The sequence below is a fragment of the Pseudoalteromonas sp. Ps84H-4 genome, assembly GCF_024124645.1.
GTDB classification, from domain to species: Bacteria; Pseudomonadota; Gammaproteobacteria; order Enterobacterales; family Alteromonadaceae; genus Pseudoalteromonas; species Pseudoalteromonas lipolytica_C.
In genome coordinates this window covers 91261-112848 of record NZ_JAMXSK010000004.1, presented here as the reverse complement: position 1 = coordinate 112848, position 21588 = coordinate 91261, and the positions used below count along the sequence as shown (strand labels likewise).

Annotated in this window: 19 protein-coding genes; 13 read left to right on the top strand and 6 right to left on the bottom strand. The window is 42.7% G+C overall.

Features of this window, described 5'->3' with window-relative positions; genetic code table 11:
* The first annotated feature begins 12 nt into the window (after window positions 1–12).
* The 7 genes from NH454_RS06135 to speD all read left to right on the top strand — a co-directional run bounded on the left by NH454_RS06135 (window position 13) and on the right by speD (window position 7287).
* Window positions 13–1173, top strand: a complete 1161-nt coding sequence (locus tag NH454_RS06135) for an HDOD domain-containing protein (RefSeq protein WP_138556718.1) — start codon at window positions 13–15, stop codon at window positions 1171–1173.
* Between the two features lie 369 nt (window positions 1174–1542).
* A complete protein-coding gene (locus NH454_RS06130) occupies window positions 1543–2748 on the top strand; it encodes an aspartate aminotransferase family protein (RefSeq protein WP_135923253.1) in 1206 nt (401 codons plus the stop codon).
* Between the two features lie 82 nt (window positions 2749–2830).
* Window positions 2831–3847 (top strand): arginine N-succinyltransferase, encoded by a 1017-nt coding sequence (gene astA / locus NH454_RS06125; protein WP_253038531.1) that lies wholly within the window; start codon window positions 2831–2833, stop codon window positions 3845–3847.
* Between the two features lie 18 nt (window positions 3848–3865).
* Window positions 3866–5335 carry a succinylglutamate-semialdehyde dehydrogenase gene (gene astD / locus NH454_RS06120; protein ID WP_199527636.1) on the top strand — a complete coding sequence of 490 codons (1470 nt, stop codon included), beginning with the start codon at window positions 3866–3868 and terminating at the stop codon, window positions 5333–5335.
* Between the two features lie 128 nt (window positions 5336–5463).
* Window positions 5464–5811: a DUF3802 family protein gene (locus NH454_RS06115; RefSeq protein ID WP_135923256.1), complete on the top strand. Its 348-nt coding sequence runs from the start codon at window positions 5464–5466 to the stop codon at window positions 5809–5811.
* A 161-nt stretch (window positions 5812–5972) separates the two neighbouring features.
* A complete protein-coding gene (locus NH454_RS06110; RefSeq protein WP_138556679.1) occupies window positions 5973–6386 on the top strand; it encodes an OsmC family protein in 414 nt (137 codons plus the stop codon).
* 88 nt (window positions 6387–6474) lie between these two features.
* Complete coding sequence (gene speD / locus NH454_RS06105) at window positions 6475–7287, top strand: adenosylmethionine decarboxylase (RefSeq protein WP_063701590.1); 813 nt, start codon at window positions 6475–6477, stop codon at window positions 7285–7287.
* Window positions 7288–7385: 98 nt separating this feature from the next.
* Here the strand turns inward: speD and NH454_RS06100 are convergent, their stop codons facing one another.
* On the bottom strand, window positions 7386–8696 hold the full coding sequence (locus tag NH454_RS06100) for a M24 family metallopeptidase (protein WP_253038570.1): 1311 nt from the start codon (window positions 8694–8696) through the stop codon (window positions 7386–7388).
* Between the two features lie 171 nt (window positions 8697–8867).
* Here NH454_RS06100 and NH454_RS06095 point away from each other — a divergent pair, with 171 nt between their 5' ends.
* Entirely contained in the window at window positions 8868–10337 is a 1470-nt protein-coding gene (locus NH454_RS06095) for an NAD(P)H-hydrate dehydratase (protein WP_253038568.1), read from the top strand.
* Window positions 10338–10884: 547 nt separating this feature from the next.
* On the opposite strand, the gene NH454_RS06090 is transcribed toward NH454_RS06095, so the two are convergent.
* From NH454_RS06090 to NH454_RS06070, 5 genes are all read right to left on the bottom strand, one after another.
* A complete protein-coding gene (locus NH454_RS06090) occupies window positions 10885–11106 on the bottom strand; it encodes a hypothetical protein (RefSeq protein WP_253038529.1) in 222 nt (73 codons plus the stop codon).
* A gap of 159 nt (window positions 11107–11265) precedes the next feature.
* Complete coding sequence (ltrA, locus tag NH454_RS06085) at window positions 11266–12927, bottom strand: group II intron reverse transcriptase/maturase (protein WP_253038527.1); 1662 nt, start codon at window positions 12925–12927, stop codon at window positions 11266–11268.
* A gap of 1077 nt (window positions 12928–14004) precedes the next feature.
* A complete protein-coding gene (gene groL / locus NH454_RS06080; protein ID WP_253038525.1) occupies window positions 14005–15651 on the bottom strand; it encodes a chaperonin GroEL in 1647 nt (548 codons plus the stop codon).
* Between the two features lie 51 nt (window positions 15652–15702).
* Window positions 15703–15990 (bottom strand): co-chaperone GroES, encoded by a 288-nt coding sequence (locus NH454_RS06075; RefSeq protein WP_036973362.1) that lies wholly within the window; start codon window positions 15988–15990, stop codon window positions 15703–15705.
* Window positions 15991–16133: 143 nt separating this feature from the next.
* Window positions 16134–16610, bottom strand: a complete 477-nt coding sequence (locus NH454_RS06070; protein ID WP_253038523.1) for an FxsA family protein — start codon at window positions 16608–16610, stop codon at window positions 16134–16136.
* Between the two features lie 161 nt (window positions 16611–16771).
* Between NH454_RS06070 and cutA the strand changes: the two genes are divergently transcribed.
* The 5 genes from cutA to accC all read left to right on the top strand — a co-directional run bounded on the left by cutA (window position 16772) and on the right by accC (window position 21581).
* Window positions 16772–17092, top strand: coding sequence for a divalent-cation tolerance protein CutA (gene cutA, locus NH454_RS06065; RefSeq protein WP_135923260.1), 321 nt, complete (start codon window positions 16772–16774; stop codon window positions 17090–17092).
* Window positions 17092–18921 carry a protein-disulfide reductase DsbD gene (locus NH454_RS06060; RefSeq protein WP_253038521.1) on the top strand — a complete coding sequence of 610 codons (1830 nt, stop codon included), beginning with the start codon at window positions 17092–17094 and terminating at the stop codon, window positions 18919–18921. The genes cutA and NH454_RS06060 overlap by 1 nt, the downstream gene beginning before the upstream one ends.
* Before the next feature lie 348 nt (window positions 18922–19269).
* On the top strand, window positions 19270–19722 hold the full coding sequence (gene aroQ / locus NH454_RS06055) for a type II 3-dehydroquinate dehydratase (protein ID WP_135923262.1): 453 nt from the start codon (window positions 19270–19272) through the stop codon (window positions 19720–19722).
* A gap of 30 nt (window positions 19723–19752) precedes the next feature.
* Entirely contained in the window at window positions 19753–20217 is a 465-nt protein-coding gene (gene accB / locus NH454_RS06050; protein WP_135923263.1) for an acetyl-CoA carboxylase biotin carboxyl carrier protein, read from the top strand.
* Window positions 20218–20240: 23 nt separating this feature from the next.
* Window positions 20241–21581: an acetyl-CoA carboxylase biotin carboxylase subunit gene (gene accC, locus NH454_RS06045; protein WP_135923264.1), complete on the top strand. Its 1341-nt coding sequence runs from the start codon at window positions 20241–20243 to the stop codon at window positions 21579–21581.
* Window positions 21582–21588: the final 7 nt, after the last annotated feature.

Sequence of the window (21588 nt, the reverse complement as noted above, 5' to 3'; positions counted from 1 at the left end):
ACCCCTGTGCAAATTACTGAAGAAAAACGACAACAAAGGACTTCGATGGTGCTCAATGAACGCGCCCACGATCTATTGCTTGGTCATAGTTTTGCACAGCGCCAAATTGGTTATATTCACACCTTAGAGATTGACTACGGTGAGTCGATGGAGCAACGCACTTTATTAGAGGTGGAAGTTGCAGCCGAAAAGAAGCGACAAAAAAGCAGTACAGCACATCATAAGTACCGTGCTCAGGCGAGTAAGCAGTTACATCAAGTCATAGAAGCAGCTATGAACAAGCAGCTAGAAGACGTCGACTCGGTTGTGCATGAAACAATTGGTATTCAAGATAGTGTTCCAGCGATTTTAGAAATATTAGCAGTACGCTCCGCATCGGTTGGTCGCCTTGAACCTTTAGTTAAAGATTTAAGTTGGTTAGGCCGTGAGTTGGTTGCCTTTGTTAATTTGCCTTTCTATCGTAAGCAGCGTAACAAGCATACCTCGGTTCAAGTTGATAACCCATTATTAGCGCTGCGTTATATTGGTTTAGATAATTTAAAGTTTGTTGTGCCTACATTTGCGGTTCGCCATTGGATGCCTCACAGTACAGAACCATTTCCATTATTAAAGCGTCGTTTACGCGATAATTCGATGGCGTGTGCCATTGCGGCTCAAGAGCTTGCTAAACTAAATGGTGTAAACGAGGTGCACGCGTTTACCTTAGGTATGTTATTGGATGTTGGCAAAATTGCTTTAGTGCGTTTGTATTTACGCACCTTTGAGCGAGTTTGGCAGCGACAAGTGGCAAAAGCGCGTGAAGAACAAAAGAAAGACTTACACACGGCACTTTTAGAGCTTAAGCCAGATCCCTTGTTTTTAAGCTCATTATTGAGAACTCTGTCAATGAAAGTGACCGCTACTGTTATTGAGCAAATGTCATTTAAGTATTTACCCTTTAATGCGGTGATGCAGCAATTAACAACGCCACTAGCTAAAAACGATGAGTACCTACCACTTACAGAAGTGATATTAAAAGCGCGTTGTTATGCTCAATACTTAAGTTTAAATGAGCACCAATTAGTTGAACAAGACGAAACTGAGCATTGGTTTGCGCACTTTAACTTCACTCAAGAAGAGCTCGATCAGCTTGCAAAATGCAATTTTGATCGCTTCCATATCCAAATTAATTAAAAAAAATGTTAATTTTTTTGCGACTATTCATTCATTGTTTATCAATCCTCACTGACAATTTTTCTGTAAGCATGTTCTGCGGTGCTTACTAGCAGCACGCCTTTTTATCGTATTTAGTCTAAAAAACAACCTTCAAATAGTTATTCACTATCCATGAAAAAATATCTCGAGCCCTTTATTTTCAAGGGCTACATGAAAGTTTTCTAAGAGACAGAACGAAAATTTTCTGAAATAATGAACGAATGAAAATTGAACCAAAGAGTAATTTTGGTGAATTTACGCTAAGCTCAATCGGCTAATTAAAATGGCTTAGTTTAGCTTTAAGATGCCACCTTACTCTTCGTGTGCTTACAATTAAGAGGATATAAAATGACAGTCAATCGTGAATTATTTGATCAAGTAATGGTTCCTAACTATGCACCATCAAGTGTTATTCCTGTTCGAGGCGAAGGCTCTCGTGTATGGGACCAAGAAGGTCGCGAATTTATCGATTTTGCTGGTGGTATCGCAGTTAACTGTCTAGGTCACTGCCATCCAGCTCTTGTAAGTGCATTAAAAGAGCAAGGCGAGAAAATTTGGCACTTATCAAATGTAATGACTAATGAGCCTGCACTTCGTCTAGCTAAAAAGCTAACTGATGCAACATTTGCAGAGAAAGTATATTTTGCTAACTCAGGCGCAGAAGCAAATGAAGCGGCACTAAAATTAGCGCGTCGTTTTGCTCTTGATAACTATGGCGAGCAAAAGTCGCAAATTATCTCATTCAATAAAGGTTTCCACGGTCGTACATTCTTCACTGTAACGGTAGGTGGCCAAGCTGCATACTCTGATGGTTTTGGTCCTAAACCTGGCGATATCGTGCACTGTGACTATAACGACTTAGCAGCATTCGAAGCGCTTATCTCTGATAATACGTGTGCGGTAATGATGGAGCCTCTGCAAGGTGAAGGCGGTATCATTTCACCAACCAAAGAATTTGTAGAAGGTGTACGTGAGCTGTGTACTAAACACAATGCACTTTTAATTTTTGATGAAGTACAAACAGGTGTTGGTCGTACTGGTGAGCTTTATGCTTATCAAGGTCTAAACGTAACTCCAGATATCTTAACTACAGCCAAAGCGTTAGGTGGTGGTTTCCCAATCGGTGCGATGATCACCACAACTGATATTGCTAAGCACTTAAAAGTAGGTACTCATGGTTCTACTTACGGTGGTAACCCACTTGCATGTGCAGTAGCAGAAGCGGCATTCGATACAGTAAATACACCAGAAGTATTAAATGGTGTTAAAGAAAAGTCGGCATTATTCCGTGAGTTACTAACGGCGATTAACGAAAAGCACAATGTATTCACTGAAATCCGTGGTGAAGGCCTATTAATTGGTGCTGTAGTAACAGAGCAATTTAAAGGTCGTGCAAAAGAGTTCTTAGTTGCAGCAACAGAAGAAGGCGTGATGTCTTTAGTTGCAGGTGTTGATGTTGTTCGTTTCACTCCGTCACTTGTAATTCCAGAAGCTGATATCCGCGAAGGTATGGCTCGTTTTGAAAAAGCGGTTGCTAAAGTCGCTAATAGTTAATTTCTTAACTGCCAACTCAGGGCAAGCACAGCTTGCCCACATTTCTTAATTTACCGTTATTTATAAGGGAGCAAGCGGACTTATGATGATCCTTCGCCCAATTCAGCAAAATGATTACGCTTCATTAGTAAAGATTGCCGTAGAGTCAGGACATGGCTTCACATCTTTGCCTAATAATGAACAATTGCTACAAAAGAAAATAGATCATTCTGTCAGCTCATTTGCAAAAGCTGCCCAACAACCAGGTGATGAAGGTTACTTGTTTGTTCTTGAGGATAGCGAGACTGGTGAAGTTGTTGGTACTTCTGGTATCGAAGCAGCTGTTGGTTTAGATGATGCTTTTTATCACTACCACTTAAGTAAAGTGATTCACTCTTCTCGGACCCTTGATGTATACAAAGCTGTTGATATTCTTACCTTGTGTAATGATTACACAGGGGCAACAGAGCTATGCACGTTATTCCTAAAAGATGGCTACCGTAAAAATAATAATGGTAAATTACTCTCAAAAGCGCGTTTTATGTTTATAAACCAGCATAGAGAACGCTTTGCTGAAACTGTGATTGCTGAGATGCGTGGTGTATCAGACGAAAACGGTGAAAGCCCATTCTGGCAATGGTTAGAAGAGCACTTTTTTTCAATGGACTTTCCTACTGCCGACTACCTCACCGGGATTGGTCAAAAGGTTTTCATTGCTGAGTTAATGCCTAAGTATCCAATTTACGTCAACTTATTGAGCAAAGATGCGCAAGCTGTAATCGGTCAAGTGCACGCTAACACGCGTCCTGCTATTGAACTTTTAAAGAACGAAGGTTTCACCTTTAACGGTTACGTAGATATCTTTGACGCAGGCCCAACAGTTGAAGCAAAGATCGAAAATATAGCTACAATTCGTAATGCCAAAACATTCAAAGTTGAAATTGGTGAAAGCCAAGGCGACACCACGGTATTGTTAGCAAACGATAAAATTGCTGATTTTAGAGCAACCGTGACTCAAGTTAGCCTACCATGCGATGCCGATAGCATCACAATCTCAAGTGAATTAGCAAAAGCACTTCACCTAGAAGCGGGTGATTCAGTATCACTAGCAGAACTATAGAATTCAGGAGACATATTAATGACTCATGCAGCGCAATTTATTAATGGTCAATGGCAAGCAGGCCTTGGTCATACTTTTCAGTCTGTTAACCCTGCAAACAACGACGTAATTTGGCAAGCAAACAGTGCAACAGCTGAGCAAGTAGACAGTGCTGTGTCTGCTGCACGTGAAGCATTTTACAGCTGGGCTGACAAATCATTTGCTGAGCGTTTAGCGATTGTAAAAACATTTGCTGAAACGCTAAAAGAGCACAGTGAAGAACTCGCTGTTGCGATTGCACAAGAAACCGGTAAACCACTTTGGGAAACGCGTACTGAAGCTGGTGCTATGGTGGGTAAAATTGCTATCTCTGAAAAAGCATTTTTAGAGCGTACTGGTGATGTTGAAAACCCAATGCCGCAAGGCCGTGCGATGATCCGTCACAAACCTCATGGTGTTGTCGCAGTATTTGGTCCATACAACTTCCCTGGCCACTTACCAAATGGTCATATTGTGCCTGCATTATTAGCAGGTAATACCGTGGTATTTAAACCGTCAGAATTAACGCCTGCTGTTGCTGAGTTAACGTTAAAGTTATGGGAAAAAGCCGGTCTTCCTGCAGGTGTTATCAATCTTGTACAAGGTGAAGTTGAAACCGGTAAAGCGCTTGCGTCTCATAAAGGTATTGATGGCTTATTCTTTACGGGCTCTTCTCGTACTGGTCATATTTTACATGAGCAGTTTGCTGGTCAGCCGGGTAAAATCCTAGCGTTAGAGATGGGGGGGAATAACCCGCTTATCGTCACTGATGTTGCTGATACTAAAGCGGCTATCCACGATATTATCCAATCAGCGTTTATCTCAACCGGTCAACGCTGTACCTGTGCGCGTAAACTGTTTTTACCAAAAGGCGAGCAGGGTGATGCTATCTTAGCGGGTCTTATTAAAGCGACTAAAGCGATTAAAGTAGGTGACTACGACGCAGAAGATCAGCCTTTCATGGGTTCAATGATTTCTGCGGCAGCAGCAGCTGGAATGGTTGCAGCGCAAAAGCAACTTGTTGAGCTTGGTGCTGAAGTGTTAGTTGAACTTACTCACAAAGAAAATACCGGCTTTGTAACACCGGGTATTTTAGAGTGTACCGATGTGGCTAACTTCCCAGATGAAGAGCACTTTGGACCACTGCTTAAAGTGTTCCGCTTTACTGACTTTGATGCCGCTATTGATAAAGCGAATGACACAAGCTTTGGCTTATCAGCCGGTTTATTAAGTGACAGCGCAGCAGATTACGATCACTTCTTACGTCGTATTCGTGCAGGTATCGTAAACTGGAACCGTCCAATCACAGGTGCATCAAGTGCAGCACCATTTGGTGGTATTGGTGCATCGGGTAACCACAGAGCAAGTGCTTACTATGCAGCTGATTATTGTGCATACCCTGTTGCTTCGGTAGAGCTTGAAAAAGTAGCGATGCCAGCGACATTGAGCCCAGGCTTAAAAATCGATTAATAACCGTAAATTATTATAAAAAGCAGCTTAGGCTGCTTTTTTTGTATGAGATGTCTAGCAAAGGTAGCAATTAAAAGCGCTTTCTGCTTAAATCTAAAGAGATAGTTTTTTATTAGGTGTGCAGTCGTATGGTTTTAGATAGGCAAGGGTACGATGATCTTGTCATGTATCTCACTCAAAATTTAGCGCTTTTTGAGAAGCCAGGTCAAATTAAACCAGGAGCTCCAACAGTGTTAGAGCTGATTGAAGACGTGATAGCAGAAAACGTTATGTTACTTTGCGAACAACACACTGAGCTTAATACTGAGCAACGCAGCCAAATTGTCCGCGAAGTAGATGGCATTGTGTATGACTTACAAGAAGTGTTAAGTAGCGTTACAAATCACACTGTAACCGTTGAGCAGCATGCATTTATTGATGAGTTTGCTGGACTGGTAAAAAACTTATTTGATAACGCCGTGGCTGAAAGCGCTTAACGGCCACTGTTAGCGCTCTTTTTAAGTTCGCAATCAGCGTGCTTGCGCTTGCAGCTGCAAATCCTCAATTAACTGCTTTACTCCTTGGCCTACCGCTTATCTCTTGCATCTGAGTGTGACTTGCTTACAATCAAGCAAAACAACTTGAAGAGACAAAATAAATGCAAGCGAATGTAAAATGGGTAGAGGGTGATACCTTCATTGGCCTTTCAAACTCAGGCCACAATGTCGTTTTTGATGCTGGTAGCGATAGCGCAGCACCAAGCCCAATGGAAATGGTATTAATGTCGGCAGGTTGCTGCTCATCGGTTGATGTAGTAAGCATTCTAAAAAAAGCAAAGCAATCATTCTCTGATGTGCAAGTGAAGCTAACAGCTGAACGTGCTGAGTCTGCACCTCGCGTGTTTACCAAGATTAACCTACACTTTGTGGTTACCGGTGATAATGTCTCTGAAAAACACCTTGCGAGAGCTGTGCAATTGTCTGCTGAAAAGTATTGCTCTGTAGCCTTAATGCTTGATAAATCAGTAGAAATTACGCATAGCCACGAAGTTGTTCTAGAACAGGTAAAATAACGCTTTTTCCGAGCGGGAAATTCGTATAAAATCCGCGAACTTTTATTTCTGCTGGTGCAGGTTTCACTCGTTTAAAGGTTGGTTTAGCATGAATAAACCCTTCGATAAAATTAAGCTTCATGGCTTTAATAACTTAACTAAGAGCTTAAGCTTTAGTATTTACGATATTTGTTACGCAAAGACTGAACAACAGCGTAAAGAATATATTGAATATATCGACGAACAGTATAGTGCTGATCGCCTTACCGATATTTTAGGTGAAGTTGTGGATATTATTGGTGCAAACATCTTGAATGTTTCTCGCCAAGATTACGATCCGCAAGGTGCCAGTGTGACAATTCTGATCTCAGAAGAGCCAATTGAGCAGCAAACTACCTATGACGTTGATGAAGCGCCGGGTCCTTTGCCTGAAACTGTTGTTGCGCACTTAGACAAGAGCCACATCTGTGTTCACACATACCCAGAAGCACATCCTGATGATGGTATTTGTACGTTCCGTGCTGATATTGAAGTATCAACGTGTGGCATCATCTCGCCATTAAAAGCGTTAAACTTCTTAATTCACAGCCTTGAGTCTGATGTTGTAACAATTGACTACCGCGTACGTGGTTTTACGCGTGATGTGGATGGTGTTAAGCACTATATCGACCACGCAATTAACTCAATTCAGAACTACATGACTGAAGATACAAAAGAAGCGTACCAAATGATGGACGTAAACGTGTATCAAGAGAACTTGTTTCACACTAAGATGATGCTAAAAGAAACTGACTTGAATACTTATTTATTCGGTGTTTCTACAGCAGATCTTTCAGAAGACGAAGAAGAAGAAATTCGTTCTAAGTTAACTCGTGAGATGCAAGAAATCTTCTATGGTCGTAACTTACCAGACACAGAGTAAGTAGCCACAAGCTTAAAAAAAACGGCGTGTAATGTATGTTACACGCCGTTTTTTATTTCAGGCTTAGTGTTGTGGCAGTCGTAACTGCGAACCCTCAGTTACTTAATAAGTAGCAACTCTGTTTGTCTGCCATCAAGATACCAAACTCCAGAGCTATCAAAAAAAGCATCTTCTTCGAGCATAATACGGATCTCTTTGTTCCAAGGCTCTATATATACAGCATTATTTAACTCAATCGAATACGCCGTATTTAAGTGAAGCGGGTAGTCACCATCGCCAGCAACACCTTGTTGAGAATCCCACATGCCCAATGTTGTACCTGCTGCGTGGCCATGATAACCAATTGGGTGCGTGTAGATTGTTGGCTTTAATCCTTTAGCAATTGCCTCGGCGCGTGATTCTTTCAGTACTTCGTTACCGGTTTTACCGATTGCAAAATGTGAAGTAAAAATATCTTGCAATTGATTACCGCGTTTTAATGCGTTTATTAAATACTCGGGTGCTTGTGTTTCATTTTCTTTTAACACATAAGCATGTTGTTGAGTGTCAGTATTTAAACGCAAATAGGTAATACCAAAATCAACATGCAGCAGATCCCCTGCTTGAATGATTTGCTCATCACCTTCACTAAAACTGGTCTCATGGTCAAAAGTTGTTTTATCGGCACGTTGTATACTGACGCTTGGGTGAAACCATGTTTGCAGTTTTAATTCCCTTACCCGCTCTCTAAACCACCAAGTTAAATCTGTAGTTGTAGTTTTACCGACAGTGATGACTTTACTTGAAAACCCCTCAGCAATAATTCGATGCGCAATGGCGACCGCTTTTTTATACATTGCTATTTCTTCAGGTATGCGTTGTTCTAGCCAAGCTACCGCGAGGGGCTCTGCAGAAATCAGTTTATTAAGGTATTTATTTGGGAGAGCACTTTTAAGTGCATTAAAATCGCTAACAACGAGTCCATCTGCGTGAGCCCAGATTTTTGATGTGTTAAGTGCGATATTTTTGGGTTGATATTGCTCAATCAGTTCAACTAAGGCTAACCATTGATCTGGCTGCTGTTGTTTGTCCCATGCTTTTTTAAATACAGTGCCTATGCTGTAGGGCGCTATTGCGAGTGCGTCAACTTCGCCTTGTTTATTGAGTGCAAAAACAAGTATGGTTGTTCGCCTTGCAGAAAGCCAAGTTGCCGGTAGAAAGGTTTTTAAAATAGGATCTTCATTGTATTCGCGGCTAATCATAAGCCACATATCAATATTATGTTGCTTCATAAGCGAGGGCAAAAGCGTTTTAACCCTAAGCTCTGTGACTTTATCTATAAAAGCAGCGCGTTCCTTCATTGGTAGAACCGATAATTCACTCGCCTTAATGGGCAATGCCCACCAGCTACATAGTATTAGCGCTAGCATGATGTTTGTTTTATTTAGCACGTTGTTGTTTCCTTTATTATTTTTATAAACTGCTTAAAAACATAGCAACACTCTATACAATAAACGAGTAATTTAAGGTGAATTACAGGTTTCTATGCGTAAACTCGCTTGCTAAAGTAAAGGTGTAGATTGGGAATAAAGTTAAGGATAATAATGAATCAGCAGGTATTTTTAGCAAAACAGGTTCGTGAAAATGAAGGCCCAGCAGCTAAACGGTGTGGTGTAACACTTTATGAGCTAATGGAACGGGCCGGACAAGCGACTTATCAGCATCTACTTAACAACTTTCCTGATGCTAAAAAGTTTGTTGTATTAACTGGCGTTGGTAATAACGCTGGTGATGGCTATGTTGTGGCACGCTTAGCTAAACATGCTGGGATGCAGGTGACGGTTATAGCAGCAAAACCTGAGCAACCCCTTAAAGGGGATGCGCTCACCGCTCAGCAAGCTTGGTTAGAATTAGGTGGGACAATTACTGCAGATCTAAGCCCCATTAAAACAGCTGACATCATCATTGATGGCTTGCTCGGCACGGGTATTCAAAGCGAGGTGCGAGAGCCATTCGCACAATTAATTAAAGCAGCCAACGAAAGCCAAGTGCCAGTTGTTGCTATTGACCTCCCCTCAGGCATTAATGCAGACACAGGTGTAGTACAGGGAGTTGCAATAAAAGCAGCGCTCACCGTCACCTTTGTGGGAATTAAACAAGGTTTAGTAACTGGGCAAGGACGAGCACATACAGGAGAGCTTGAGCTTGCAGACTTAGCTATTCAAGATGCCTTTTTACAATTGACGACACCTACTGCAGAGCTAATCAATTATAAGGCCCTGTCGAGGCTTCCCAAGCGCGATAACAACAGCCATAAAACCAGTCATGGTAAATTGCTGTGCATTGGTGGTAATGCTGGCACCGCAGGCGCAATTCGTTTAACTGCAGAAGCCGCTCTTCGCACAGGTGCGGGCATGGTTAAAGTGTATACCCATAGCAGTTCTATTCTGCCAGTGAGCATTGGGCGGCCTGAGATTATGGTTACCGATACACATTTAATTAGTGCGCTAGAATGGGCGAGTTGTATTGCTATTGGTCCTGGGCTTGGACTGGACGCGTGGTCCGAAACAACCTTTGAAACGGTCATGCAATATTGCTTTACTAATAATAAGCCATTGGTTATTGATGCTGATGCACTTAATTTAATAGCTCAGCATGCTTCTTCATTTCCATTAGCCAATACGGTTATAACACCGCACCCCGGTGAGGCTGCAAGACTGCTTAATTGTCACGCTAACGATATTGAAGAAAATCGCTTTCATGCGGTAAAGCAGCTTGCACGCAGCTATACCACTACTTGTGTACTCAAAGGTGCTGGCAGTTTAATTGCAGACAAGAACCAAACATGGGCGTGTACAGATGGAAATCCTGCACTTGCCGTTGGCGGCAGTGGTGATGTTTTAACAGGTATCATCGCGGCACTTATCGCACAGGGGCTAACTACCCAGCAAGCAGCCTGCCTAGGGGTCTGCTTACATGCGAAAGCGGGTGATATCGCCGCTGAGCGCGATGGTGAGCGTGGTATGTTGCCAAGTGACTTGTTTGCGATAGTGAGGGAGTTGGTTAACTGAGTGGTCAGTAATTGATAGCTAAAAGAAAACCCAGCCGAAGCTGGGTTTTTTAAGCAAGATTTTTGGGGGATGATGTCGGGTAAGGAGCAGCTATTACTGGCTACCCCTCCCCTAAGAACCGTACGAGCAAGTTTCCCCGCATACGGCTCAAGCCTTTATAAGTCAGTACCTAAGTACAGACCAGCGATTTAAGTTGGGAGCTTTGAGGATTCAATTTTCACTTAACCAACCTCAAAACCATCACAGTCAAAACCTGCAGCTGGAACTGCTGGTCTGAGCTAGCTTTGTCAAGTGACACTCAACAAAGCGAGGAACCCTCATCTCGCTCACTCCTGTTACCCTTTGCCCCTTTTGGTTAAGACTAACTGTTCCAGCAGCCATATGATTCGGGGTTATCCAAAAATGTTTGCAAGAAAAATCTCCTTACTTTATTTCTGGTAACTAAAATCATATTTACCTAAACTAAATCAGTCAAGTTTACCTTTACTCTCAAGTGCATTTGTTACTGGCAATTGAGGGGGCGCAACAACACCTAATTATTCATTAGTTATGCACTTTGTGATTCTCTAAGCTTTATTTCCCCTTCCGGAGAAAGTCTAGCGTTAAGATAATCATATGTACTCTTTCCTAATGGTTTACTAATCACTGCTTGTATCAAACCTTGATTGTATAGATGTTGGAACAATTGAAAATCTAGCGGCGATTCGCTGTTTACCAAGCTTACCATTGTATTTTGCTTTATAAATTTAAGTATTTCATAAGTTGTCATGTAGACTCCTCGTATATAATTAATTATCAAAAAGCATGGCATCCTAGCATCCCGCTCCACGCTTGCTTTTTTATCCTTAAATGACAAATTTACTTTTGCAGCTGGCCTTCATATAACCAACTAATATAAGCTTATATCATGATGATATAATGTCAAATTTTAAATGCTTAAGTTGTGAATTTGCCTATGACAATTAGGGTGCAACAACACCAAGTTATCAAACTCGTCCGAACCGCCTTTTACCCTTTCCACGATATGATGGATATTCCATCCTGTTTCTTTGGTAATTTTATGGCGGCACATAGTGCAGCATTGCTGCTGCCTGAGCCAGAGCATCAGCACTTTCCTTTTGCCCTGCATTGATTCACGCCAAGCTCGCTCTAGGCGCTGCTCGAAGTATTCCTCAAATGCCAAGTCATAAGGGTTGGCCTCTGCCTTTATCTTGGTATGTCGCTTTATCACCACATCGTTACATGAGAACAGGCGAAGTATTTTCGACTCCTCCCATTCACCGGAAAACACCCAGTTGCGTTTACCCACTGTTTTAAAGTATTTCGCTTTAACCCAGCGAAAACGGCGGTTTTTATGCCGCCGTCGGCACCACTTCCAAAGCATTTTCCAAACCCGATAATCGACATAATTAAAGGTTTCTTTGGCGACAATGTGCCTGTGATAGTTAGCCCAGCCCCGAAGTACAGGATTGAGCATGTATATCAATAAACCGGCCGTCACCGTTTTGTTTCCGTTAATTAAGTCTCTAACTTTATGGAGGAACTTCCGCAGGTTCTTCCGGCTAGGCTTAATTAAAAGCTTGCCTTTGTACTTACGTAAGTTTTGCCCCAAAAAGTCAAACCCTTCGTCAATATGAGTTATCACCGTTTTTTCCGGCGATAGCGTCAGCCCTCGTTCCGCCATAAAGGCTTCCACGAGAGGTTTTACTTCATCTTCCAGCAACTCTTGTGAGATACCGGTAATAATGAAGTCATCTGCATATCGCACATAGTTGACCTTGGTCTTGTAGCTGGCTTTAGTGTTCTTCTTCCCAAAATGGGATTCGAGTACCGCTTCCAAACCATCAAGCGCCATATTGGCCAACACAGGAGAAATAATTCCCCCTTGCGGTGTCCCTGCTTCAGTCGGATTCAATTTACCGGATTCCATATAACCGGCTTTCAGCCATTTTCCGAGTACTCGTTTATCCAATGGAATATTGGCGAGTAACCAGTCATGACTGATGTTATCAAAGCACCCTTTGATATCACCTTCTAACACCCATTTGGCAGAATGCTTGCGACTGAGATTCACAAAGCATTGCTCAATCGCATCTGCCGTTGAGCGCATCGGGCGAAAGCCATAGCTGTTTCTATCGGCGATTGTTTCCGACACAGGCTCTAGCGCCAGCAGGTATAACGCCTGCATGGCTCTATCGAGCATGGTCGGTATTCCGAGCGGTCGGTGTTTGCCATTCGCTTTAGGAATATACACTCGCCTTAACGGTTTGGGCTTATAGCCCTTACGCGTTAACCGAAACAGCGCAAGCCATTTACTGTCAGGTGTACTCCATAACTCCCCATCGACACCGGCAGTCCTTTTGCCTCGATTTTCAGTCACCCGTTTAACCGCCAATGCCTTGGCAGCAAACGAGCGCACCAACATGCGTTGCAGGGCTTTCACCTTGCGCCACTGTTGTTGCTTCGTCGCCTTCGCGATCCGTACTTGTAACCCTCTCACCTTGTGCTCAACCGAATACCAATCAATGGTATGCCAGCTGTTTGCTTGGTGGGAGAACGCAGGTACATGGAACATACATTCCGTACTCATCTTGCTTTCCTCCATAACCACAAAACGGAGAAAAGCCAAACCCTTACGGGGATAGCTAATCCCCGCTTGGGTTAATTTGTTAGATGGCTTTACACGCCTTCACACGATTAAAGACCAGTCTGAATTTGGCACTCTTTCGAGTTAGGGCAAAGTTAGAACCCCTATCCGAACCATTACAGTTCAGCCTTCGCTTGGTCAGACATCCTTTACCCGCTTATCCAACAGCGCTCCTTACGGATTGCCTGCCTGTATTACTGTTACCAGCAATCAGGCGAATAATCGGGCTTACCGAGTTCCATTGCAGTTACACGAGCAACGTAGGTTCTGTCTATCTACCGGTGGTCATAAGACGGCGTAATCCCAGATGTAAAAGGATTAACCGACCACGTACCTTTTGGTCAGAGCGCATCAACAATATTTCGCTCTTTGCGGTTGACGGTATTTATCAACAGTTCACTTACGTTAACCATATTGCCCAGCCTAGCCCCCAGCTAGCTTATTGTTAGCCAACTATGCCCTCTCTCACGAGTTAAGACACCGTTTACACAGGGGTACATTGTCAGGAAGCTTTGCACCATGCCGTTACCAGCATCGCACTATCCCTAGGCTACTGTTAGCCGTATAACAGGTCTCGCTACCGAAGTGCCGAAGCAAAGCGGTGAGACAATAACTACAACAGCTTACGCCCGTAGGTCGTAAACTCGTCGAGATTTAGAAAACGCGTTCAGAAGTAACCTTATAAAGGTTGCATCCTCAGCTTTTGAAGCGAAACTACTTAACAACAGAGCGCCCAACAGGCATGCGATGAATTACCTTCTCGCTACTCTTCAGGGGTAAACCTAAAACTCTGAAATTGTTTGTTTCCGTAATGCCGATGACTGATGTCTCGGTGACTTGTTTTCCAATCGTAAAGACACGATTGCGCGACCTTATCACTCAGATAAGTCCGGCATTCGGTTTTACCCCCGAATACCGGAGTCGACTACTAGTTTTGCAGGTTGGGAAAGTGAGTGCTATAGTTAGCACTCACTCTGAGCTAGTCCTGCTAGGCTAGTGACCTACGCGACTCTCGTCGCACTACATCATGCCGCCCATACCACCCATGCCGCCCATGCCGCCCATATCAGGAGCACCAGCGTCATCTTTAGGGATTTCAGCAACCATTGCTTCAGTTGTGATCATAAGACCCGCGATTGAAGCTGCGTACTGTAGTGCAGAACGCGTTACTTTAGTTGGGTCTAAGATACCCATTTCGATCATGTCGTTGTACTCGCCAGATGCTGCGTTGTAACCGTAGTTACCTTCACCACCTTTTACAGAGTTAACAACAACTGATGCTTCGTCACCTGCGTTCGTTACGATTTGACGAAGTGGTGCTTCCATCGCACGTAGTGCAACTTTAATACCGTGGCTTTGGTCTTCGTTGTCGCCAACTAGCTCAGCAAGTTTGCTTGCTACGCGAACTAGTGCAACACCACCACCCGGTACAACACCTTCTTCAACCGCTGCGCGAGTTGCGTGTAGAGCATCTTCTACGCGGTCTTTCTTCTCTTTCATTTCGATTTCAGTTGCTGCGCCAACTTTGATTACTGCAACACCGCCAGCTAGTTTAGCCATGCGCTCTTGTAGTTTCTCTTTATCGTAGTCAGACGTTGCTTCTTCGATTTGTGCTTTGATTTGTGCAACACGGCCGTTGATACCGTCTTCTTCACCTGCACCATCGATGATTGTTGTATCATCTTTAGTGATCACAACGCGTTTCGCTGTACCTAGGTCTCCGATTGTTGCTTTTTCTAGCTCTAAACCGATTTCTTCAGAAATTACTGTACCACCAGTTAATACTGCGATGTCTTGTAGCATTGCTTTACGACGGTCGCCAAAACCTGGCGCTTTAACTGCAGAAACTTTTACGATGCCGCGCATGTTATTTACAACAAGTGTTGCAAGCGCTTCACCTTCAAGGTCTTCAGCAATAATTAGTAGTGGCTTGCTAGCTTTAGCAACCGCTTCTAATGTAGGTAGTAGCTCACGAATGTTAGATACTTTTTTGTCTACAAGTAGAATGTAAGGGTTGTCTAGCTCTACAGCGCCTTTTTCAGCGTTGTTGATGAAGTAAGGAGACAGGTAACCGCGGTCAAACTGCATACCTTCAACTACGTCTAGTTCGTTTTCTAACGACTGACCTTCTTCAACAGTGATAACGCCTGAATCACGGCCAACTTTTTCCATTGCTTCTGCAATGATGTCACCGATTTCTTTATCAGAGTTAGCAGAAATAGTACCTACTTGAGCAATCGCTTTAGTGTCTGCACATGGTACAGAAAGCGCTTTAAGCTCTTCAACCGCAGCAGTAACTGCTTTATCGATACCACGCTTAAGGTCCATTGGGTTCATACCCGCTGCAACTGCTTTTAAGCCTTCGTTTACGATAGCTTGCGCTAATACAGTTGCTGTTGTTGTACCGTCACCTGCAGCGTCATTCGCTTTAGACGCTACTTCTTTAACCATTTGTGCGCCCATGTTTTCGAACTTGTCTTCAAGCTCAATTTCTTTAGCTACAGACACACCATCTTTAGTGATTACAGGAGCACCGAAAGATTTGTCTAATACAACATTACGGCCTTTAGGACCTAAAGTTACTCTTACTGCGTTTGCTAAAATATTTACGCCAGTTAGCATTTTGCTACGTGCGTCACCTGCAAAAAGTACTTCTTTTGCTGCCATGATTTAATTCCTCTTAAATTCTGTAAACGGGTTGCTAAACGAAAAGTAGGATTAGCCTACAATGCCTAGAATATTATCTTCACGCATGATCAGGTACTCTTGACCTTCGATCTTTTCAGCTTTTTCAACATAAGAGCCGAACAGCACAGTGTCACCGGCTTTAACTTCTAATGCTCTTACTTCACCGTTGTCTAAAACACGGCCATTACCAACAGCGATAACTTCTCCGCGAGTTGATTTTTCAGCTGCAGAGCCAGTTAATACAATACCGCCAGCAGACTTAGTTTCTTCTTCTAGACGCTTAACGATGACGCGATCATGTAAAGGACGAATGTTCATTTATTTAGTTCTCCTAACAGTTTCTGAACAGTACAGAAAAAATCTTGTGTTATTGCAGGGGAGTGCTAAGCCACCCGTTGCGTTTCATTGCCTTCATTAATGGGGGTGGCTTAAAAAAATCCAAGTACAAAAATTAAAAAATTTTAATCTTTTCGCTCAAATTCACCATCAATAGTTGTCGGTTGATGAGTTGGCTCTTCGTGTTGGGGTGCTTTACTGTGGTATTGAAAGTGTGCAGAGCCTTGATTCGCTTGTGAACTCATACGCACAGTTGCATGGCTGGCAAGGCTTGTAGCTAATTTATTACGTATTGCTGGGGTAAGTAATAAAAAGCCAAAAAAGTCTGTCATTATGCCAGGAGTCATTAATAACACTCCGGCAATAATCACACACAAGCCAGTAAATAATTCTTTCGCAGGCATTTGCCCTTGCGCCATTTGTAGTTGCACATTTTGGATTGCTCCCATGCCTTGCTGCTTCACTAATTTGGCACCAACAATGGCCGTGACGATAACTAGCGCTATGGTGGCAAACCCGCCAATGACTTCACTCACTTGAATAAGTAAGGCAATCTCCACTATCGGCACTAAAATAAATAACAAAAACAAAAATCTAAACATAACGCTCTCTAAAAATGTCACTCTCTTTGGAGTCAATGAAATATAAGTTGGGGTGATCGGGTCTTTTTTCAAGCTGGAGCCATGGATCACCTAGCTCGCTACACATTATTGCTGCTATCAGCTACTATGGTGCGACTCACGTGATCAAAAAAAGGTTCCTTATGAATACGCATTATCGACTGATTTTTACTACTTGTGCGAATGAAGCTGAGGCTCGTCAGCTGGCTCAACACCTAGTGAAAGAAAAGCTAGCTGCCTGTGTCAATATTCTGCCTACTATCGAATCTATCTATATGTGGGAAGGCGAGTTAACGCAAGCGACAGAGAGTAAATTACTGATCAAAACTAAATCAGAAAAAATGAATGAGGTGATCCAAACTATCAAGAAATTGCATAGTTATGAGGTCCCTGAGATTCAGGTCGTTGATGTAGCAACAGGCAATTTAGCCTATTTTAATTGGATGGATGAGGTACTTAATTAATGCGATCGTTCCTTTTATTACTTTGCGCACTGTGGTTATTGCCTGCAAGCGCAAGTAATAGCAATTTACTTGGTAATTTACTGCAGCAACCGGCAGAACACACCTTTCTCCCTGTTGATAAAGCCTTTGTTTTTGATTTTGATCAGCAAGGTAAAACCTTATTCATTGGTTGGGATATAGCGCCCGATTATTATCTTTATAAAAAGAAAGTCGAAATTATTGCCAAGGGAGCCGATATAGAAGTGCCTGAGCTTGGTAAAGGCGTCATTATTGAAGATGAGTTTTTTGGTAAGAGCGAAGTATTTTTTGATTCATTAAGTGTGATAACAAAAGTAAGCAACATCACAGATGGGGCAGTTGTTAAAGTTCGTTTTCAAGGCTGTGCCGAAGCGGGGTTATGTTATCCGCCAGAAGTGAGAACCATTCCTTTATCTGTGATTGCTGGTGAGCAAGTATCGCAAACTGCAGATACTGGCAATGCATTGGCTGCATTAACACAAGCCGCAGAGGTAAATGGCGCATCATCAGCGCCTTCTCAAGAAGTATCAAAACCAGTTGGTGAGCAGTCATATACCGATAAACTAGCGTCACAAGGTTTACTAACGAACCTAGTTATCTTCTTTTTAGTCGGTGTTGGTCTGGCTTTTACACCATGCGTATTCCCAATGTTTCCGATTTTGTCGAGCCTTATTGCAGGTCAGCAGAATTTATCGACTAAAAAAGCGTTTTCGCTGTCGTTTGTTTATGTGCAAGGGATGGCAGTTACCTATGCAGCACTGGGCTTAGTGGTTGCATCATTAGGTGGGCAAGTACAAGGGTATTTGCAGCATCCTACAGTACTAATTAGCTTTAGTATCTTATTTGTATTGCTAGCAATGTCGATGTTTGGCTGGTACGAAATTAAACTGCCAAGCGGCATGATGAATAAACTCACTCAGGTTAGTAACCAACAAAAAGGCGGCAACTATGTTGGCGTATTTATGATGGGTGTACTGTCTGGCTTGATTGCTTCACCTTGTACTACTGCACCGTTGTCAGCTGCATTGCTTTATGTTGCACAAAGTGGTGATTATTTAGTGGGAGGTTTAACTTTGTATGTACTGAGCTTAGGCATGGGACTGCCTTTATTATTGCTAGGTACATCAGGTGGTAAACTACTTCCTAAAGCCGGTGGTTGGATGGAACAAGTGAAAACGTTATTCGGTTTCATTATGCTAGTTGTGCCGCTAATTCTGCTAGAGCGTATTGTTGATATCGAGATCATTTGGTTAATGGCTGGTTTATTAGCACTTGCTACAGCCTTGTACTTACATCATTGGCAAAGTGGTCAATCGCAAGGTAAGTTAAAAACAGCATTATGGTTTGCTGCAACCTTACTGGTTGTGACTGGAGCGAGTTTAACGAAAAGTTATTTTTGGCCTACTAAAGCGGCGGTTGCACAAGCTGAAGTGCAAACACATGGCTTTAGACAAGTTGCTAATTTAAGTGAATTGAAAGAAGAGATTGCAAAGGCAAGCAGCGAAGGGCGCTTAGCAATGGTCGACTTATACGCTGACTGGTGTGTCGCGTGTAAAGAGTTTGAACACTACACGTTTCCTGATGCTAAAGTACAAGAACAATTTGCGCACTTTGAGTTAATCCAAATCGATTTAACCGAAAGTGATGCAAAAACCATTGAGCTAATGGAAGAATACACGGTATTCGGGTTACCCAGCATTTTGTTCTTTGACAGCCAAGGTAATGAGCTTTTAGAGCAACGTGTAACAGGCTTTTTAAATGCTAAAGACTTTGCAGAACATCTGGCAAAAGTGCGAAATACTGCTAAATAAACGCAAACGTGCTAGAAAATAGCAAAACGCCACTCATCTGAGTGGCGTTTTTGTTTCTCACTAAGAAAAAGTACTCAAACTAAAAGTAAATGAGTGATTTTTGTTGTAAAAGTTCAATTAAACAGTAAGAGAATACAGTGATTAACCCTGTTGTGTGCCTTGCTATGCCTACATTTGCTTTGTGCTATGAGTGATTAGACCAGTATTTTGCTGCTATTTACGTCGAAATATCTATAATAGGTGGTTAACGTGAGAAATAGTTGCTATTTTACATCGATACGCTTAGGTTAAGCGTGGGTTTATGATGAATATGGTTAAACTGCTTACTTAAAGGATATATCGCGTATTATGGCTGCAAAATTCAAACTTTTAGTTCTTAATGGGCCAAATTTAAACATGCTTGGCAAGCGTGAACCAGAAAAGTACGGCACCCAATCTCTTGATGAGATTATCGCTGAACTTAGTCAGGTTGCTGCGGGTCACAATGTTGATTTAACGCATTTTCAAAGTAACAGTGAAGCTGCATTAATAGAGCGAATTCACGATGCATGGCAAGTGGTTGATGCAATTATTATTAACCCTGCCGCATTTACGCATACAAGCGTTGCCTTACGGGATGCATTACTCAGTGTAAACATTCCCTTTTACGAGGTGCATTTAAGTAATGTGCACGCACGGGAGGCATTTCGTCATCATTCGTATTTTTCGGATGTGGCACAAGGCATTATCGTAGGATTAGGAGCAATGGGTTATAAAGTAGCACTTGAAGCTGCGGTTAGCCGGTTGCAAAACACACATTAATTTTAAATAAAACTTACAGGCGGGTCGTTCATGGATATTCGCAAGATCAAAAAACTTATCGAACTAGTAGAAGAATCTGGTATTGCTGAATTAGAAATCACTGAAGGTGAAGAATCAGTACGCATTAATCGTAACAACATGAGTGCAGCGCCTGCAATGCAGTATGCTCCTCAACAGTACGCAGCGCCTGCACCAGCGCCAGCAGCTCCTGCTCCTGCAGCAGAAGCGCCAGCGGCAGACGCAGCACCAGCAGCACCAACAGGTCATCAAGTTAAATCGCCTATGGTTGGTTCTTTCTACTCAGCAGCTTCTCCTGAAGCAGCACCTTATGTAGAAGTAGGTTCAAAAGTAAATGTTGGCGACACGTTATGTATCGTTGAAGCAATGAAAATGATGAACCAAATCGAATCTGATAAAGCCGGCACAGTAAAAGCTATCTTAGTTGAAAATGGCGAGCCAGTAGAATTCGATCAACCTTTATTCATCATTGAATAACAGCGCAACAAAAGGCCAACTCTATGTTAGATAAAGTAGTCATTGCAAACCGAGGTGAAATTGCACTTCGCGTACTGCGCGCCTGCAAAGAGCTTGGGATCAAAACTGTTGCTGTGCATTCAACGGCAGACCGTGATCTTAAGCACGTGTTACTGGCAGACGAAACAATTTGTATTGGTAAACCGGCAGCAAGTGAAAGTTACCTAGATATTCCGCGCATTATTGCAGCGGCAGAAGTAACAGACGCAGTTGCTATTCACCCAGGTTATGGTTTCCTTTCTGAAAATGCAGACTTTGCTGATCAAGTTGAGCAAAGTGGCTTTGTATTTATCGGCCCTAGAGGCGACACGATTCGTTTAATGGGTGATAAAGTTTCTGCAATCGAAGCAATGCGTAAAGCGGGTGTACCTTGTGTACCAGGTTCTGATGGCCCATTAACGGCAGACAGCGAGCGTAACATTCAAATTGCTAAGCGTATTGGTTACCCTGTAATCATTAAAGCAGCAGGCGGCGGCGGTGGTCGTGGTATGCGTGTTGTTCGCAGCGAAAAAGAACTAATCGATTCAATCGCTCTTACTCAGCAAGAAGCAAAGCAATTCTTCGGTAATGGCATGGTTTACATGGAAAAATTCCTTGAAAACCCTCGTCACATCGAAGTTCAAGTACTTGCTGATGGTCAAGGCAATGCAGTTCACTTAGGTGAGCGTGATTGTTCAATGCAACGTCGTCACCAAAAAGTTGTTGAAGAGGCACCAGCGCCAGGTATCACTGCTGAGATGCGTAAGTTCATCGGTGACCGTTGTACTCGTGCATGTATCGAAATTGGTTATCGCGGTGCAGGTACGTTCGAATTCTTATATGAAAACGGCGAGTTCTATTTCATCGAAATGAATACCCGTATTCAGGTTGAGCACCCAGTAACAGAAATGGTCACTGGCGTTGACTTAATCAAAGAGCAGTTAAAAATTGCAGCTGGCCAACCATTATCATTCACTCAAGAAGATGTGGTTATTCGTGGTCACGCAATTGAGTGTCGTATTAATGCGGAAGACCCAGAAACATTTATTCCATCACCAGGTAAAATCACGCGATTCCACCCTGCTGGCGGTTTAGGTATTCGTTGGGACAGCCACATCTATGCAGATTACACAGTACCACCTCATTACGATTCAATGATTGGTAAGCTGATCTGTTACGGTGAAAACCGTGATGTAGCAATTGCTCGTTCACGCAATGCGTTAAACGAATTAGTGATTGATGGCATCAAGACCAACACGCCACTGCACAAGAAAATCTTGGCAGATGAGAACTTCCAAAACGGTGGTACAAACATCCACTACCTTGAGAAGAAACTCGGTCTGTAAAAAAATT

Excerpts from the sequence above, each read along its gene's own strand:
- NH454_RS06130 (WP_135923253.1), top strand. The coding sequence starts at position 1,543 with ATGACAGTCAATCGTGAATTATTTGATCAAGTAATGGTTCCTAACTAT.
- astA (WP_253038531.1), top strand. The coding sequence starts at position 2,831 with ATGATGATCCTTCGCCCAATTCAGCAAAATGATTACGCTTCATTAGTA.
- astD (WP_199527636.1), top strand. The coding sequence starts at position 3,866 with ATGACTCATGCAGCGCAATTTATTAATGGTCAATGGCAAGCAGGCCTT.
- NH454_RS06115 (WP_135923256.1), top strand. The coding sequence starts at position 5,464 with ATGGTTTTAGATAGGCAAGGGTACGATGATCTTGTCATGTATCTCACT.
- NH454_RS06110 (WP_138556679.1), top strand. The coding sequence starts at position 5,973 with ATGCAAGCGAATGTAAAATGGGTAGAGGGTGATACCTTCATTGGCCTT.
- speD (WP_063701590.1), top strand. The coding sequence starts at position 6,475 with ATGAATAAACCCTTCGATAAAATTAAGCTTCATGGCTTTAATAACTTA.
- NH454_RS06100 (WP_253038570.1), bottom strand. The coding sequence starts at position 8,696 with ATGCTAGCGCTAATACTATGTAGCTGGTGGGCATTGCCCATTAAGGCG.
- NH454_RS06090 (WP_253038529.1), bottom strand. The coding sequence starts at position 11,106 with ATGACAACTTATGAAATACTTAAATTTATAAAGCAAAATACAATGGTA.
- ltrA (WP_253038527.1), bottom strand. The coding sequence starts at position 12,927 with ATGAGTACGGAATGTATGTTCCATGTACCTGCGTTCTCCCACCAAGCA.
- groL (WP_253038525.1), bottom strand. The coding sequence starts at position 15,651 with ATGGCAGCAAAAGAAGTACTTTTTGCAGGTGACGCACGTAGCAAAATG.
- NH454_RS06075 (WP_036973362.1), bottom strand. The coding sequence starts at position 15,990 with ATGAACATTCGTCCTTTACATGATCGCGTCATCGTTAAGCGTCTAGAA.
- NH454_RS06070 (WP_253038523.1), bottom strand. The coding sequence starts at position 16,610 with ATGTTTAGATTTTTGTTTTTGTTATTTATTTTAGTGCCGATAGTGGAG.
- cutA (WP_135923260.1), top strand. The coding sequence starts at position 16,772 with ATGAATACGCATTATCGACTGATTTTTACTACTTGTGCGAATGAAGCT.
- NH454_RS06060 (WP_253038521.1), top strand. The coding sequence starts at position 17,092 with ATGCGATCGTTCCTTTTATTACTTTGCGCACTGTGGTTATTGCCTGCA.
- aroQ (WP_135923262.1), top strand. The coding sequence starts at position 19,270 with ATGGCTGCAAAATTCAAACTTTTAGTTCTTAATGGGCCAAATTTAAAC.
- accB (WP_135923263.1), top strand. The coding sequence starts at position 19,753 with ATGGATATTCGCAAGATCAAAAAACTTATCGAACTAGTAGAAGAATCT.
- accC (WP_135923264.1), top strand. The coding sequence starts at position 20,241 with ATGTTAGATAAAGTAGTCATTGCAAACCGAGGTGAAATTGCACTTCGC.